Below are 14,697 nucleotides of genomic sequence, written 5' to 3' on the forward strand. Positions count from 1 at the left end.
AAGGAGCATGGAACATGGGACAGAAACTGTTTGACAGGATTAAGAACAGAATACACAGGGTTAAGGGACAGGAGGCAGCCGGAACAGTATCGCCGGCCGCCCGTCTGGCCGGTTTCATCATACATAAAAAGGGATGGATTGAAAGCGTATTTGTGGCGGGGTGTATTTTCTCCCTGATAGCCATGCTTTTTGTGAATGTGAACTATGATTTGACGGAGTATCTTCCGGAAACAGCCCAGTCCTGTATCGGTCTGGACCAAATGGAGGCGGAGTTCGGATATCCCGGCACGGCCAGGCTGATGATTAAGGACGTAAGCCTGTACGAGGCAAAGCAGTATAAGGATAAGCTGGAGGCCGTGGACGGCGTGGACCAGATCCTGTGGTGCGACAGCACGGTTAATATCTATGCGGGAGAGGATTTCATCAACCAGAAGGATATTGAGGATTACTACAAGGACGGCTGCGCTGTCATGGACATAACCTTTGACGAAGGGGATACGGCCAAGAAGACTTCCCAGGCCATCGACGAGATGAAGGCCATCACCGGGGATAAGGGTTATTATGTGGGTATGGCGGTCCAGAACAAGTCCCTGACGGAAAATGTGGAAAGCGAGATGAACCTGATCCTTACCGTGTCGGTCATCATGATCTTTGCTGTGCTGTGCCTTACCACCACGGCCTGGTCAGAGCCTTTCCTGTTCCTTTTGGTCATGGGCGTGGCTATCCTGCTCAACAGGGGGACCAATATTTTCATAGGCACTGTTTCGTTCCTGACCAACAACGTGGCAATGGTGCTGCAGCTGGCAACGTCCATGGACTATTCCATATTCCTGCTGGATGCATTTTCCAGGGAAAGGCAGAAAGGGCTGCCGGAAGAAACAGCCATGGTCAATGCCATCGAGGCTGCCATCAATTCGATTTTTGCCAGCAGCCTGACAACCGTGGTGGGCTTCCTGGCCCTGGTGTCCATGAAGTTTACCATCGGGTTCGACATGGGCCTGGTGCTGGCAAAGGGAATCATTTTCAGCCTGATTACCGTGGTATTCTTCATGCCGGCCATGATCCTCAAGTTCACGAAGTGGAATGACAGGACCAGGCACCGCCTCTTCCTTCCAAGCTTCCGGAAGTTCAGCGAATGGGTGTACCGGGTGCGGTATGCTTCCCTTATCATCATGGTCCTCCTTACGCCCCCGGCGTACGTGGCCCAGGGAATGAATGATTTCCTGTATGGCAACAGCGCGGTTGGCGCCAGCGAAGGAACCCAGGTGTATGCGGATGACCAGGAGATATCCAGGATGTTTGGCCGGAGCAACATGCTCCTGGCTTTGTACCCCAACACATCACCGGTGCTGGAAAAGGAAATGTCCGATGAAATCGAGGATCTGCCCTATGTGAAGAGTGTGTTGTCCATGGCCAACACACTTCCCCAGGGAATACCGGAGGAATTCCTGCCCTATTCCATTACAAGCGAACTTCATACCGGCAGTTCGTGCAGGATGCTGGTGTATATAAGGACAAAAACAGAAAGCGACCAGGCTTTCAGGTGTACCCAGGAAATTGAGGATATCATAAAGCGTTATTATCCGGAGGATTCCTATCTGGTGGGTGAGACACCGTCCACCCAGGATATCAAGACCACCATTACCTCGGATAATTCAAGGGTAAATATGCTGTCACTGTTAGGCGTGTTCCTGGTTGTGATGTTCAGCTTCCGTTCATTTATCATACCTGTAATCGTCATGGTGCCCATTGAGGTGGCGATTTTCCTGAATATGGCGATGCCGTATCTGCAGGGGGACACCATGGTGTTCATGGGATATATCATAGTCAGCAGCATACAGCTGGGAGCCACGGTGGATTATTCCATCCTGCTGACCAACAATTATGTGTCTGCCCGTAAGAACCTTCCTAAGAAGGAGGCGTGTATTGAAGCCCTGATGCTGTCCTGCCCGTCCATATTCACATCGGGCACCATCATCATCCTGGCCGGATATATCATTCATTTTATATCCACCACGGCTGCAATCGGGGATTTGGGGCATTTAATCGGAAGGGGCGGTCTGTTCAGCGTGATCCTGGTGCTGACCGTGCTGCCTGCCCTGCTGGTGCTCTTTGACCGTATCATCACCAGCAATGAATGGGACCGTCTGCAAAAATATCTGAAGAGACGGCATGAGAAGCGCAAGGCCCTGTTAAAGGCCGGATTGGGAACCATTGTCAATAAGGTGTCCATGGGAAACAGAAATAAGAACATACCAGCGGAGGTGGATAGTGATGAGGTATAAATATAAAAGAATCATGACAGCCGGCCTGGCCGCGGTCATGCTTTGCACCAATGCAGGCGGAGCCGTGCCGGTATATGGCGCAGAGGCGGCTGTGGATGTGGATGAGACCATGTATATCAACCTGGATTATTACGGAAGGCCTGACAAGATAAATGTGGTCAAGGGCTTGAGCCTTAACGGCAGGACGGAATTTACGGACTACGGTACCTATCTGGACGTTACCAATATGTCCAACCAGGCAACCCCGGATTTGGGGGAGGGAACCGTTACCTGGAACTTTCCGCAGGCCCAGAAGGAGCGTTTCTATTACAAATGCGCCATTGATAAAAGCCAGATAACCCTGCCCTGGGATTTTGATGTGTCCTATAAGCTTAACGGTGTCCCCACGGACGGTGATAAGCTGGCTGGGGCGTCCGGCCTGGTGGAGATTAACATCAAGGCAGAGCCTAATGACAATGCAAGGGAGTATTACCGCAACAACATGATGCTTATGGTAGCTGTGCCCGTGGACATGGGGAAATGCTACAGTGTGGAAGCAGAAGGTTCCCAGACCCAGAATCTTGGAGAGACAACAGCCGTTGTGTTCACGGCCCTTCCCGGTGAGGATGGGGACTACACGGTGCGCATCGGTACGGACAGCTTTGAGACCATCGGGGTCATCATGGCCATGATGCCGGGCACGGTGGAGGATTTGGAACATATCAAGGATTTAAAGGAAGCAAAGGATACATGGCAGGATGCAGGGGATGAGCTTTACGACAGCCTGGAGCAGATGGCCAAATCCGTGGAAGGCATGCGCCAGGGCGTGGGCCAGGTGCGCGGGAGCCTGGATTCAGCGGAGAGCGCAAGGCAGAAATGGAGCAGTTCCAAGGACAGTATCCTGGCGGGGAATGACCAGACACTGGCCTCCCTGACCGCTGTGTCACAGCAGCTGGAAACCATGATACCCCATCTTCAGACCGCCAAGGAGTCGGCAGAAGTAATCCATAAAAGCATGGGCGATATTGTGAATACCATGGGGGAAATGCAGGACCCCTTAAGGAAACTGCACACCAGGCTCAATAACATCAAGAGCAGTGCGGAAGGGATTTCCGGAAATATCCCGGAGCTTATGGAACTGATGCAGCAGCTTATTGCCCTGGACGCCCAGCTGCAGGCAAGTGAACAGGTTTATGTAACAGGAATTGCAACTGCTGGTTCGGGAATCAGCCTTCTGGATGAGGAAGAACTGGAAGAACAGGCAAGCCGCTCCCATAGGAACAACGGTGGGACCGGGAACGGACAGACCGCCTCAGGCGGAACGGATGCCGCCGGAACGGACGGCGCCAAAGATGAGGGCAATAAAGGCGGCCAGGGTACGGATGGAGCCGGGAACCCGGATGATAAGACTGGTAATGGGAACAGCCAGGGAAGTGGAGGAACCACGGATGGGAGCGCTGGCCAGGGTGGCGGAACCACGGACGGGAGCGCTGGCCAGGGAAGCGGAACTACGGATGGGAAAGACAGTCAGGGAAGTGGAACCACGGGTGGAACCGCTGGCCAGGGAAGCGGGACTACCGATGGAAAAGGTAATCAGGGAAGCGGAACCACGGACGGTAACGCTGGCCAGGGAAGCGGGACTACCGATGGGAAAGGTGATCAGGGAAGCGGAACCACGGACGGAAGCGCTGGTCAGGGAAGCGGGACTACCGATGGAAAGAATAACCAGAGCGGCGGAACCACGGACGGTAAGGATAACCCAAGCAGTGGAACTACAGGCGGTAACGCTGGCCAGGCCAGCAGTTCTGCCGATGGAAAAGATAACCAGGCAAGTGGAACCACGGATGCTAAAGACAATCAGGCTGGCGGAACCACGGTAGGAAAGTCTGGTCAGGCAAGTGGAAGCCGGAGCAATAGCATCTCCAGTGCCAACGCCAGCGTTAACGCCAATAGCATCGCCAGCGCCAACACCAATAGCAGCGCCAATGCCAATGCTGGTACCATCACAGTAACAGCACTTTCCAGCGCTTCCAAATCAGGAAAAACCGCAGCCATTGAAAAACACAATGTACCCCTGGTAAGCGCCCCCGAGGTCCCGGTGGATATGCAGACGCTGATGGAACTGTTAGCTGGCAGGCAGTCCATGCTGACGGATATATCCAAAAAGAGCAGTGAGCTTTCCGGCCTCATGTCCAACCTTATGGATGATACTTCGGACTCTGCCAAATACAGTGCGGAAATCGTGGATAACCTGGATATCCTCATCGAGGATCTGACCGCGCTCCACGATTCCCTGGATGCCTATTATCCGGATTTACAGGACACCCTGGACGATTCCAAGGAACTGGTGAGCCGGACAACACAAGCGCTCAACAATGGCATCAGCACCATGACCATTGTCCAGAACACCTTAAAGGACAGCAGCGACGACTTTGACGCGGCTGCGCGTGAGAGCCTGCGGGGCAGCATGGAGCTTTTAGACAAGAGCCTGAGCATATTTGACAGCACGACCGCCATGCGCCAGGCCGGACGCACCATGAAGGATACCATTGACAATGAACTGGACAAATTCGACACGGATAACCGGTTCCTGTTCATGGATCCATCCGCGGAACGGGTTTCATTTACTTCAGATAAGAACCGGCCGCCAAAGACGCTGCAGATAGTCCTGCGGACCGATGAAATCAGTGTGGATGACGACGAGGCCAAGACCGCGGACGCAGAGGTGGCAAAGGCAAAAGAAAGCCCGCTGCGCAGGATGTGGAACGTACTGGTACAGATGTGGAAGGCGATGGTAAGCATTTTCAAAAACAGGTAGCAGGTGCAGGGGATTTCTAGTATAATGGTATCCAAAGGGGGTAGGGGATACCGTGGCTGAGATGAACAAACAGGAAAAAACCAGATATAAGCTGGCAGCCTCCATGAAGGAATGCATGAAGTCAGCTCCCGTGGATAAGATTACGGTCAAGGAGATTGTGGAGGGCTGCGGCGTTACCCGGCAGACATTTTACAGGAATTTCCTGGATAAATATGACCTGATAAACTGGTATTTTGATAAGCTGGTGCTTCAGTCCTTTGAACAGATAGGGATGGGGCACACGGTGGGCGAAAGCCTGACACAGAAGTTTGAATTCATAGTCAATGAAAAGGTGTTTTTCACGGAAGCGTTCCGCTCAGACGACAGGAATTCATTAAAAGAGCACGATTTTGAACTGATTCTCCAGTTCTATACAGACCTCCTGGCGAGGAAGGACAGCAGGGCGCTGGACCAGGAGCTGCATTTCCTTTTGGAAATGTACTGCCAGGGTTCGGTTTACATGACGGTAAAATGGGTCCTGGGAGGCATGAAGGATTCTCCCCGGGCCATGTCCGCCAAACTGGTGGATGCCATGCCGCCCAAGCTGGCAAATGTGTTTGACCGTTTAAAACTGCTGTGATTTTGGCGCGTGTCGGAATCATGGAAAAAGCGTAAACCGGTCAATGAAGCAAACTGGTAATAGTACACAATGAAAATAGTAAAGCTGCACAAAAACAGAGAAAAAGTGACAGACAGAGATGTTTGTCACTTTTATTTTTCCACTGCCGTTGTTATAATATTAACAAATGAAACAGGCAATTGCGGCGGAACATTCCGGACGCATTTTATAAGAGAAGGAGAGGTAAATCATGGCAAACAGAATTGTATTAAATGAGACATCCTATCACGGCGCAGGCGCAATCGCAGAGATTGCCAATGAGGCAAAGGCAAGAGGATTCAAGAAGGCATTTGTCTGCTCTGACCCGGACCTGATTAAGTTTAACGTAACCAGCAAGGTGACAAAGGTATTGGAGGACGCAGGCCTTGCCTATGAGATTTATTCCAATATCAAACCCAATCCCACCATTGAGAACGTACAGACAGGCGTTGCTGCATTTAAGGCTTCCGGGGCTGATTATATCATTGCCATCGGCGGAGGCTCCTCCATGGATACATCCAAGGCCATCGGCGTCATCATTACCAACCCTGAATTCGAGGATGTGAGAAGCCTGGAGGGCGTTGCACCTACCAAGAACCCATGTGTTCCAATCATTGCAGTTCCAACCACAGCCGGAACCGCGGCAGAGGTTACCATCAACTACGTAATCACGGATGTTGAGAAAAAGCGTAAATTCGTATGTGTGGATACACATGATATCCCTGTTGTTGCAGTGGTGGATCCGGAAATGATGTCCTCCATGCCAAAGGGACTGACCGCGGCAACCGGAATGGATGCGCTGACCCACGCAATCGAGGGCTACACCACCAAGGGAGCCTGGGAAATGACGGATATGTTCAATTTAAAGGCAATTGAGGTCATTGCCCGCAGCCTGCGCGATGCTGTAGAGAACAAGCCCGAGGGCAGGGAAGGTATGGCCCTTGGACAGTACCTTACCGGCATGGGATTTTCCAACTGTGGTCTGGGAATCGTCCATTCCATGGCCCATGGACTGGGGGCATTATATGATACTCCTCATGGCGTTGCCAATGCAATCATCCTTCCGACTGTCATGGAATACAATGCGCCGTGCACAGGAACCAAGTTCAGGGATATTGCTATCGCAATGGGCGTTGAAGGCGTGGAGGACATGAGCCAGGACGAGTACCGCAAGGCAGCCGTGGATGCAGTGAAGAAGCTGTCCGCAGATGTGGGCATCCCTGCTGATTTAAAGGAAATCCTTAAGCCGGAGGACGTGGACTTCCTGTCCCAGTCAGCCATGGATGACGCATGCCGTCCGGGCAATCCAAAGGATCCGACCCTGGAGGACATCAAGAACCTGTATCTGTCACTGATGTAATACCCGGACAAGGACCGGGGATTTGGAAGTCCCATATGGGGATAAGTATCAGGATAACGGATAAGACAAGTTAGATGATAAAGCGGATATGTCGCCGGCAGGGCGCTGTATCCGCTTTATTTGGATATGCTGGTCCGGGAAGGATAAATTGTATTTAACCATGAAAAATGTACATGGCAACTTCCACGGCCATGTGATACAATCTATAAAACATTCTAAATATCTGGAGGCATATATGGCATTTAAAATTACAGTTTTAAACAAAGATAATGAGATGAAGGCGTCCATGGAGGGGGCCTCACAGGCAGTCCTGGCCTGGAAAGGGGAGTATGAGGAAGGGGACAGGATTGAGTTTTGCCTGCCCGAGAAGAACCGCTTTTATATTGTGCGTGTAGACGATACAATGGATGAATCCTATATCTATGCAACGGAGGATGTATTGGCCTATGACATACCATTTGCAGAAAAAAAGACATCCTATAATCCGAAATCCTTTACAGGGGAACGTCATTACCTGACCATCCGGTATGCTGCTGACTATGAGATTAGAGCTTACAAAAACCTGGCAAAGAATGTGATGGACCAGCACGGGGAACATGGATATTATCCCCATGCCTATGCGAATGTGGAGACCAGGGGGGAAGCCGTGTTCGCTGCCCGCAACGCCATTGACGGCGTGACGGCTAACCTGTCCCATGGAAAATGGCCTTATGAGTCATGGGGAATCAACCAGCAGGATGATGCACAGATGACGCTGGACTTCGGACGTCCGGTGGATTTTGATAAGATTGTACTTTATACAAGGGCGGATTTCCCCCATGATAACTGGTGGGAAAGCGTGACCTTCACATTCTCTGATGGGACGGAGGAGACTGTCAGCCTGGAGAAGAGCGTGGAGCCGCATGTCATTCCCTTGAAGCGGCAGGGGATTTCCTGGCTTAGCTTTGGTCGGCTTATAAAGGCAGATGACCCGTCACCGTTTCCGGCGTTGACACAGATGGAGGTGTATGGGGTGGAGATGGGTGGTTGACGGATGGGGCGGTGAGTGCTGCGTCCGCGGAGCGGGCCAGGACGGGCCTTGTCCCAGTGGCGGGGCGGTCGCAGCCGGGTGGATTCCTCAGGGCGGCGGTGGCTGGGACGCTGGGTTCCGGAGGGGCAGCTTCAAACACACTCTAAGGCCCTGACAAGCTAAAAGACGGGGAATCGGTGCTATTCGCTGAGAAATCCTGAAGGATTTTCTCAGCTCAGAGCACCTTGGATTCTTGCTTTGAGGCAAGAATCCACCCCCGTCTTTTAGCTTGCCAGAACCTAAGAAGCTGCTCCCTCCTGCACTATGCGTTCCAGCCACCACCGCCCTGAGGAATCCACCCGGCTCCGCCCACCCCTCCTGGGACAAGGCCCGCCCTGGCCCGCTCCGCAGACTGGGGATTCCGGGCGCGATGTGTGTCAAACACGCATCCGGAAAGAAAAATTGGATTTCCGGCGCTGATGGTTTCTTGATGGCGGCAGGTGCTGTGTGCTTTTGGGGCGGGCCTGGCCGGTGATGGGTCAAGAGATAGGTAAGCCTGATTTTTGTATGGACTTTGGCTTTGGCGTTCTTTGAGTTCTGGCTAGGTTAAGCTGGTCAGGTTTAAGCTGGTCAGATTTAAGCTGGTTCAGGTTAAATCAGATAAGGTTTTATCAGATAAGGTTCAGATGCTGTCATCCAACCAGGCCTGTCCTGGGGCTAGGTCTTTTGTGAAGATCCTTCCTTTGTCGCGGTCGTATTTGGCCTGATGGTATTTGAAGAGCATCTTGCCGTCCGGCATTGGACCCAGTATTTCGATTTTTCCTGTTACATGGGACATGGCGTAGCGGATGCATTTGCCCTGGCCGTTTTGCAGGTGCTTGGCGGCTTCTACGATTTCGTAGCCTTGCTTCAGGGGGAGCTGGAACTGGTTTTTGACTCCGGATACGGGGCGGCACTGGAAGATGTAATAGGGAATCACGCCGCAGCGTGTCAGGTCTTTTAACAGAAGCCCCAGGGTCTGGCTGTTGTCGTTTACTCCCTTTAGCAGGACGGTCTGGTTTTTGACAACGATTCCTGAGTCCAGCAGGGCCTTTATGGCTTTTCTGGCTTCATGGGTTATTTCATTTGGATGGTTAAACTGGGTAACCACATAGATCTGCTTTTTCTGTGTATAGGTTTTGAGAAGAGCCAGAAGTTCAGGGTCATCATAGATTCTCATGGGAAGGACCACAGGGGTGCGGGTGCCGAACCGTATCAGGTCCAGGTGGGGGATGGAACTGAATTGTTCCAGATACCGTCTGATGACCTGATTGCTGTTTAGGAATGCATCGCCGCCGGATATGAGGATGTTGCTGATTTCGCTGTGCTGGCTTACATAGGAAGCCATTTCCTCTATGTTGTCAGCGGTTTCATCATCGGAGATGCCTACCAGACGTTTCCGGAAACAATGCCTGCAGTACATGGCGCAGCGGTGGGTGGAAAGTATGAGCGCTGTCTGGCTGTATTTGTGCTGTAAGCCGGATATGACCGTGTTGTCTGCTTCCCCGCTGGTATCAAAGTCCCCGCTTAAGTCTGTTTCCTCAATGGATGGTATGCACATCCGGAACACCGGGTCTGTAAATGGGTTGTCCCAGTTGATTAGGGACAGGTAGTACCGCGTGACCGTCATGGGGAACTGGCTGAGTATCCTGTCAAGATGTTCTACCTGGGAATCCGTCAGGTCCATGTACTCCCTCAGTTCACTGGCTTTTGTAATATTGGTTCTCACTTCTTCTTTCCAATTCATGTAATCATCCCCTTCATTATTTAGTTCACATAAAATTATAACAGACGGAGAAACATCGTCCTATGAATAAAATATAAAGAAAGTATAAACTTTTATAAAAAAGTATAAAGTGATTTGGATTTCATTTCCATTCATGGAAATGGAAAGCGCCACACACAGCCTGGATGGCTGCATGTGGCGCTTAAAAAGGGGATATATAGCTTTACAGCAGGACAATACCGTTCCCGGCACCAATCCGGTCTGCTCCGGCTTCCACCAGTTCTTTTGCAAATTCCGGTGTGCGGATGCCGCCGCTGGCCTTTACCTGGAGTCTGTCGCCTACTGTCCTGCGCATGAGTCTTATGTCCTCGAGGGTGGCTCCTCCAGTGGAAAATCCGGTGGAGGTCTTTACAAAGGCAGCGCCTGCTTCTTCGGACAGCTGGCAGGCCTTTACCTTCTCCTCGTCTGTCAGAAGGCATGTCTCTATGATTACTTTTACGATGGCGGGCTTGGACGCCTCAACCACTGCCTTGATGTCATCCCTTACAAAATCCCAGTTCTTATCTTTGACAGCGCCGATATTGATGACCATGTCGACTTCGTGGGCGCCGGCCTTCACGGATTGCGCGGCCTCGTATGCCTTGGCCGTGGTGAGCATGGCTCCCAGGGGGAAACCTACCACACAGCAGGTCTTGACATCGGAACCCTTTAACAGGGACGATACCAAGGGAACATGACAGCTGTTGACGCATACGGAGGCAAAGCCGTGTTCCCGGGCTTCCCCGCAGTAGCGTGTGATGGTTTCGGTCGTGGCGTCAGCCTTCAGCATGGTGTGGTCAATCATTTTTGCAATTTCCATTATTTTCTCTCCTTTTTTTACAGCAGAGCCGATTTTTGATATTAAAAGCATAGCACAAACCATAAATATTTTCAAGTGAAATCGGTTACACGAATTATGAAATGAAAAGCAGTAAAATATGATGTGATAATTGCACAAAATAGTGTAAATAATTTTGAAAAATGATGTAATTTGCACAATAAAAATATAAATTAATGTTGACAAGGGGGAAAAAATATGCTATTTTAAAATTGTAATGATGAAAGCGGTTTCAAGAAAGATTGGATGTATGGGAAGAGTGTATGAACATATATGATATTGCCAAAGAGGCAGGCGTTTCCCCGGCCACCGTTTCCAGGGTCCTGAACAACCACAGGAACGTGAAGGAGGAGACAAGGAACAAGATATTGGAAGTCATCAAGGGTAAGAATTATTCCCCCAACATGGTGGCGCGCAACCTGAGCGTGGGTATATCCAGGAACATCGCGTTTATGGTCCCGGATATTGAGAACCCGTTTTTCAGCAAGATCCTTCATGGGATATCCGACAAGGCCATGGATAATGATTACAACGTGTTCATGTTCGGTACGGCGGAGAATACGCAGCGGGAACACAAGATACTGGATTCCCTGAAGATTGAGATGATTAAGGGCCTGATCATAATCCCTGTGTCGGAGTGCGACCAGGAGACTGCTTTAAGGCTGGAAGAGTTTGAGGCCCAGGGGGTTCCGGTGGTGCTCATTGACCGGGATATCAGGAATGGAAGGTTTGACGGGGTGTTTTCCGAGGACGCGGAGGGCGCTGCCGGGGCAGTGGAGTGCCTGATACAGGAAGGCCACAGGAAGATAGCCATCATCACAGGCCCAAGCACCTCCAGGCCGGGCCATGAGCGCCTGAAGGGATATAAGAAAGCGCTGGAGAATCACGGGATACCTGTCAACAAGGATTACATCATATGCGGCAACTTCATGGAAGAGGATTCTTACAAGGCCATGATGAAGCTTCTGGACATGGATGACCCGCCCACGGCGGTATTTTCATCGAATAACATGACAACCCTGGGATGCTTAAGATGCCTGAAGGAACGCCGCCTTAAGCTGGGCAGGGACATATCGGTGGTGGGATTTGACGACATCAAGGAACTGGAATACACGGACACACATCTGACTGCCGTTACAAGACCCGTCTATGAGATGGGATGCGAGGCCATGAGGATTCTGGAGAGAAGGTTCCAGGACGGAGAGGAGATGATGGGGGAAAAGCTGATCATACAGAGGAATCTGGTAAAGACGGGCCTGATTAAGCGCGGCTCAGAAAAACATAAAGAATTTCAGGAGGAGAAACAGGATGAGTAAGGTTGCTGTATTTGGCAGTTTTGTAGTTGACCTGATGGCGAGAAGCCCGCACCTTCCGGTACCGGGGGAGACGGTGAAGGGTTCCATGTTCAAGATGGGGCCAGGGGGAAAGGGATTTAACCAGTGCGTTGCCGCACACAAGGCAGGGGCAGATGTGATCATGATGACAAAGCTTGGAAGGGACAGCTTTGCCAATGTTGCACTTGATACCATGACAGAACTGGGGATGGACAAGGACCACATCTTTTTCTCAGATGACAAGGAGACAGGAATTGCCCTGATCCTGGTGGACGAGAACACCAGCCAGAATGAGATCATCATTGTACCGGGCGCCTGCAATACCATTACCAGGGAGGAGATTGACAGTATTGAATCCATTATTAAGGAATCCGAGTATGTCCTCCTTCAATTGGAAGTGAACCAGGATGCCAATGAGATGGTGGTGGACATGGCGGCCCGCTATGGATGTAAGGTGATTGTGAACACGGCGCCGTATTCCGCCATAACGGATGAGTTCCTGTCCAAGGTTTACATGGTGACGCCCAACGAGGTGGAGGCAGAGGAACTGACCGGTATCCCGGTATCGGACCTGGAGTCCGCCAGGAAGGCGGCAGGGTTCTTCTATGACAAGGGTGTGAAGAAGGTCATCATAACCCTTGGATCAAGGGGGGTATTTGTTTCATCGGACGGCAGGGAAGAGATTGTGCCCGCATTTAAGGTGGATGCCGTTGATACTACCGGGGCAGGGGACGCCTTTAACGGAGGCCTCCTGGCAGCCCTTGCGGAGGGGAAGGGTATATGGGAAGCAGTGCGGTTTGCCAATGGACTTGCTGCGTTGTCGGTCCAGAAGCTGGGGACCACCCCGTCCATGCCGGTGCGTGAGGACATAGATGCATTTTTAGAGAGAAACTAAGCGCCTGGGGAACAGACGCTGAGTGACAGAATGAGGAGGAAATGAATATGTTAAAAGGTATACCTACAAGAATCAGTTCAGACCTGTTAAAAGCCCTGGCCGACATGGGCCATGGGGATTTACTCATCATCGCGGATGATTTTTATCCGCCCATCACCAAGACCCCGGGCGGGGTCAGCATACAGGCCAAGGGCAACAGCGCCGCGGATATGATTGAGGACATCTTAAAGCTGATGCCTCTGGATGTGGATTACTGCGAATATCCGGTGGAATACATGATTCCTGACAAGGACTCCGGCATTTCCATGGACAGGCCAAAGGTGTGGGACGATGCAATTGATGCAGTGGTTAAGAACGGGTATGCGCCGAAGATTGTGGGGGAGATTGAGCGCAGTAAGTTTTATGAGAAGGCCGGCCGGGCTTATGTGACCGTGTGCACCAGCGAACGCCAGCCTTACGGATGCTTTATCTTACAGAAGGGTGTCATGTAATGTAACCAATGATTGTTGGGGAACAATCGTTTATTTAGAGAAGGAGGATTAACTTATGAAGAAAGGTTTAGCAAAGAAAGCAACATCAGTCCTGCTGGCATCAGCCATGGTATTATCGCTGGCTGCATGCGGAGGCAAGAAGGCGGACGCACCGGCATCCACCGCTGCACCGGCTGCCCAGGACACCAAGGCAGAGGCTAAGGCGGAAGATACCAAGGCCCCGGAATCAGCAGAAGGCAAGACCTACAGCATCATCTACCTGACGCCGTCCACCGCGTCCCAGTTCTGGACCTATGTGGGCATTGGGATTGAGAACGCCATGAAGGACATGGAGGAGAAGGAAGGGGTTAAGATTGAATTCTCCACCGTGGGACCGGCTGAGGAAAGCCAGACAGAGGACTATGTAACTGCATTTGAACAGTGTATTGCCAAGAAACCGGACGCAATCGTCACAGCCACCCTTGCAATCGACGCAACGGTCCCGAAGGCAAAGGAAGCAACCCAGAACGGGATCGTGCTGAACTTTGTCAACTGCGGCCTTGGGGTTGGGGACGACGGCGCCCATGAGGAGGATTACAACCAGTTCTATTACTGCTCCAATGACACCATCGGCGAGATGGCTGCCCAGGCCTTCCTGGATGCAATGGATGCCAAGGGGATGGACAAGACCAAGGGAACCATCGGCATCAACATGAACGTTGAGAACGAGGCGTTGAACCACCGTATCCAGAGCTTCCGCGACTACATGGCAGCCAATGCCCCCGAACTTACCCTGACCGATACATATTACAACGGCAACGTGGTGGAGACATCACAGGCCAATGCTGAGAATATCATTTCCACCTTTGGTTCTGAACTGATCGGTATGTATTCCGGCAACAACATTACAGGCGACGGCGTGTGCCTGGCAGTACAGGCAGCCGGAATCGGCGACAAGATTGTTTCCGTTGCAGTTGACTCAGATGATACTGAGATTGCTGCTCTTGGAAATGGTTCCCTGGATGCAATCATTGTCCAGGATGCCTACGCACAGGGCTACAAGTGCATGGAGAATGCCATTCAGACGTTAATTAACGGGTCAAATCCAGAGTCCGCCAAACAGGTGAACTGTCCTCCTGTTGTCATCACAAGTGCCAACATGAATGATAAGGATATGCAGGATCTCCTTGATCCGACACGTCTCAAAAAGTAATCCATGGGTTTCAGTTACTGTTAAAAGGAGGCTGTTTTAGGACTGCCTCCTTTTT

The 14,697-nt window shown here is 51.4% G+C and carries 11 protein-coding genes; 9 read left to right on the plus strand and 2 right to left on the minus strand.

The genetic code is table 11. The features are described from left to right. Positions 1–14: 14 nt before the first annotated feature. The 5 genes from LK536_RS37030 (at position 15) to LK536_RS37050 (ending at position 8,109) form a co-directional block, all read left to right on the plus strand. Positions 15–2,285 carry an efflux RND transporter permease subunit gene (locus LK536_RS37030; RefSeq protein WP_227795270.1) on the plus strand — a complete coding sequence of 757 codons (2,271 nt, stop codon included), beginning with the start codon at positions 15–17 and terminating at the stop codon, positions 2,283–2,285. Further along, positions 2,275–5,082, plus strand: a complete 2,808-nt coding sequence (locus LK536_RS37035) for a methyl-accepting chemotaxis protein (RefSeq protein ID WP_506092099.1) — start codon at positions 2,275–2,277, stop codon at positions 5,080–5,082. The genes LK536_RS37030 and LK536_RS37035 overlap by 11 nt, the downstream gene beginning before the upstream one ends. 61 nt (positions 5,083–5,143) lie before the next feature. After that, positions 5,144–5,701, plus strand: a complete 558-nt coding sequence (locus LK536_RS37040) for a TetR/AcrR family transcriptional regulator C-terminal domain-containing protein (protein ID WP_235712099.1) — start codon at positions 5,144–5,146, stop codon at positions 5,699–5,701. A 229-nt stretch (positions 5,702–5,930) separates the two neighbouring features. Further along, a complete protein-coding gene (gene fucO, locus LK536_RS37045) occupies positions 5,931–7,079 on the plus strand; it encodes a lactaldehyde reductase (protein WP_008721552.1) in 1,149 nt (382 codons plus the stop codon). Positions 7,080–7,314: 235 nt separating this feature from the next. Beyond that, entirely contained in the window at positions 7,315–8,109 is a 795-nt protein-coding gene (locus tag LK536_RS37050; RefSeq protein WP_227795272.1) for a carbohydrate-binding protein, read from the plus strand. A 661-nt stretch (positions 8,110–8,770) separates the two neighbouring features. On the opposite strand, the gene LK536_RS37055 is transcribed toward LK536_RS37050, so the two are convergent. Together LK536_RS37055 and deoC are read right to left on the minus strand one after the other, a co-directional pair. Then, positions 8,771–9,874, minus strand: coding sequence for a KamA family radical SAM protein (locus LK536_RS37055; protein WP_227795273.1), 1,104 nt, complete (start codon positions 9,872–9,874; stop codon positions 8,771–8,773). Between the two features lie 202 nt (positions 9,875–10,076). Then, entirely contained in the window at positions 10,077–10,712 is a 636-nt protein-coding gene (gene deoC, locus LK536_RS37060; RefSeq protein ID WP_008721559.1) for a deoxyribose-phosphate aldolase, read from the minus strand. Between the two features lie 281 nt (positions 10,713–10,993). Between deoC and LK536_RS37065 the strand changes: the two genes are divergently transcribed. From LK536_RS37065 to LK536_RS37080, 4 genes are read left to right on the plus strand one after another with little or no spacing between them, the layout of a single operon-like run. Further along, on the plus strand, positions 10,994–12,046 hold the full coding sequence (locus tag LK536_RS37065; RefSeq protein ID WP_008721562.1) for a LacI family DNA-binding transcriptional regulator: 1,053 nt from the start codon (positions 10,994–10,996) through the stop codon (positions 12,044–12,046). Further along, positions 12,039–12,959 (plus strand): ribokinase, encoded by a 921-nt coding sequence (rbsK, locus tag LK536_RS37070; RefSeq protein ID WP_227795274.1) that lies wholly within the window; start codon positions 12,039–12,041, stop codon positions 12,957–12,959. The genes LK536_RS37065 and rbsK overlap by 8 nt, the downstream gene beginning before the upstream one ends. Positions 12,960–13,006: 47 nt before the next feature. Then, complete coding sequence (locus LK536_RS37075; RefSeq protein WP_008721565.1) at positions 13,007–13,450, plus strand: RbsD/FucU family protein; 444 nt, start codon at positions 13,007–13,009, stop codon at positions 13,448–13,450. 55 nt (positions 13,451–13,505) lie between these two features. Further along, positions 13,506–14,642: a substrate-binding domain-containing protein gene (locus tag LK536_RS37080; RefSeq protein ID WP_025483391.1), complete on the plus strand. Its 1,137-nt coding sequence runs from the start codon at positions 13,506–13,508 to the stop codon at positions 14,640–14,642. Positions 14,643–14,697: the final 55 nt, after the last annotated feature.

The organism is Clostridium pacaense, from assembly GCF_020709765.2.
In the GTDB taxonomy this organism is placed as follows: Bacteria; Bacillota; Clostridia; order Lachnospirales; family Lachnospiraceae; genus Enterocloster; species Enterocloster hominis.

What these genes read in the sequence shown, in the direction of transcription:
- deoC (WP_008721559.1), bottom strand. Translation starts at nt 10,712, where the DNA reads ATGGAAATTGCAAAAATGATTGACCACACCATGCTGAAGGCTGACGCC.
- LK536_RS37055 (WP_227795273.1), bottom strand. Translation starts at nt 9,874, where the DNA reads ATGAATTGGAAAGAAGAAGTGAGAACCAATATTACAAAAGCCAGTGAA.
- fucO (WP_008721552.1), top strand. Translation starts at nt 5,931, where the DNA reads ATGGCAAACAGAATTGTATTAAATGAGACATCCTATCACGGCGCAGGC.
- LK536_RS37035 (WP_506092099.1), top strand. Translation starts at nt 2,275, where the DNA reads ATGAGGTATAAATATAAAAGAATCATGACAGCCGGCCTGGCCGCGGTC.
- LK536_RS37040 (WP_235712099.1), top strand. Translation starts at nt 5,144, where the DNA reads ATGAACAAACAGGAAAAAACCAGATATAAGCTGGCAGCCTCCATGAAG.
- LK536_RS37050 (WP_227795272.1), top strand. Translation starts at nt 7,315, where the DNA reads ATGGCATTTAAAATTACAGTTTTAAACAAAGATAATGAGATGAAGGCG.
- LK536_RS37065 (WP_008721562.1), top strand. Translation starts at nt 10,994, where the DNA reads ATGAACATATATGATATTGCCAAAGAGGCAGGCGTTTCCCCGGCCACC.
- LK536_RS37075 (WP_008721565.1), top strand. Translation starts at nt 13,007, where the DNA reads ATGTTAAAAGGTATACCTACAAGAATCAGTTCAGACCTGTTAAAAGCC.
- rbsK (WP_227795274.1), top strand. Translation starts at nt 12,039, where the DNA reads ATGAGTAAGGTTGCTGTATTTGGCAGTTTTGTAGTTGACCTGATGGCG.
- LK536_RS37080 (WP_025483391.1), top strand. Translation starts at nt 13,506, where the DNA reads ATGAAGAAAGGTTTAGCAAAGAAAGCAACATCAGTCCTGCTGGCATCA.
- LK536_RS37030 (WP_227795270.1), top strand. Translation starts at nt 15, where the DNA reads ATGGGACAGAAACTGTTTGACAGGATTAAGAACAGAATACACAGGGTT.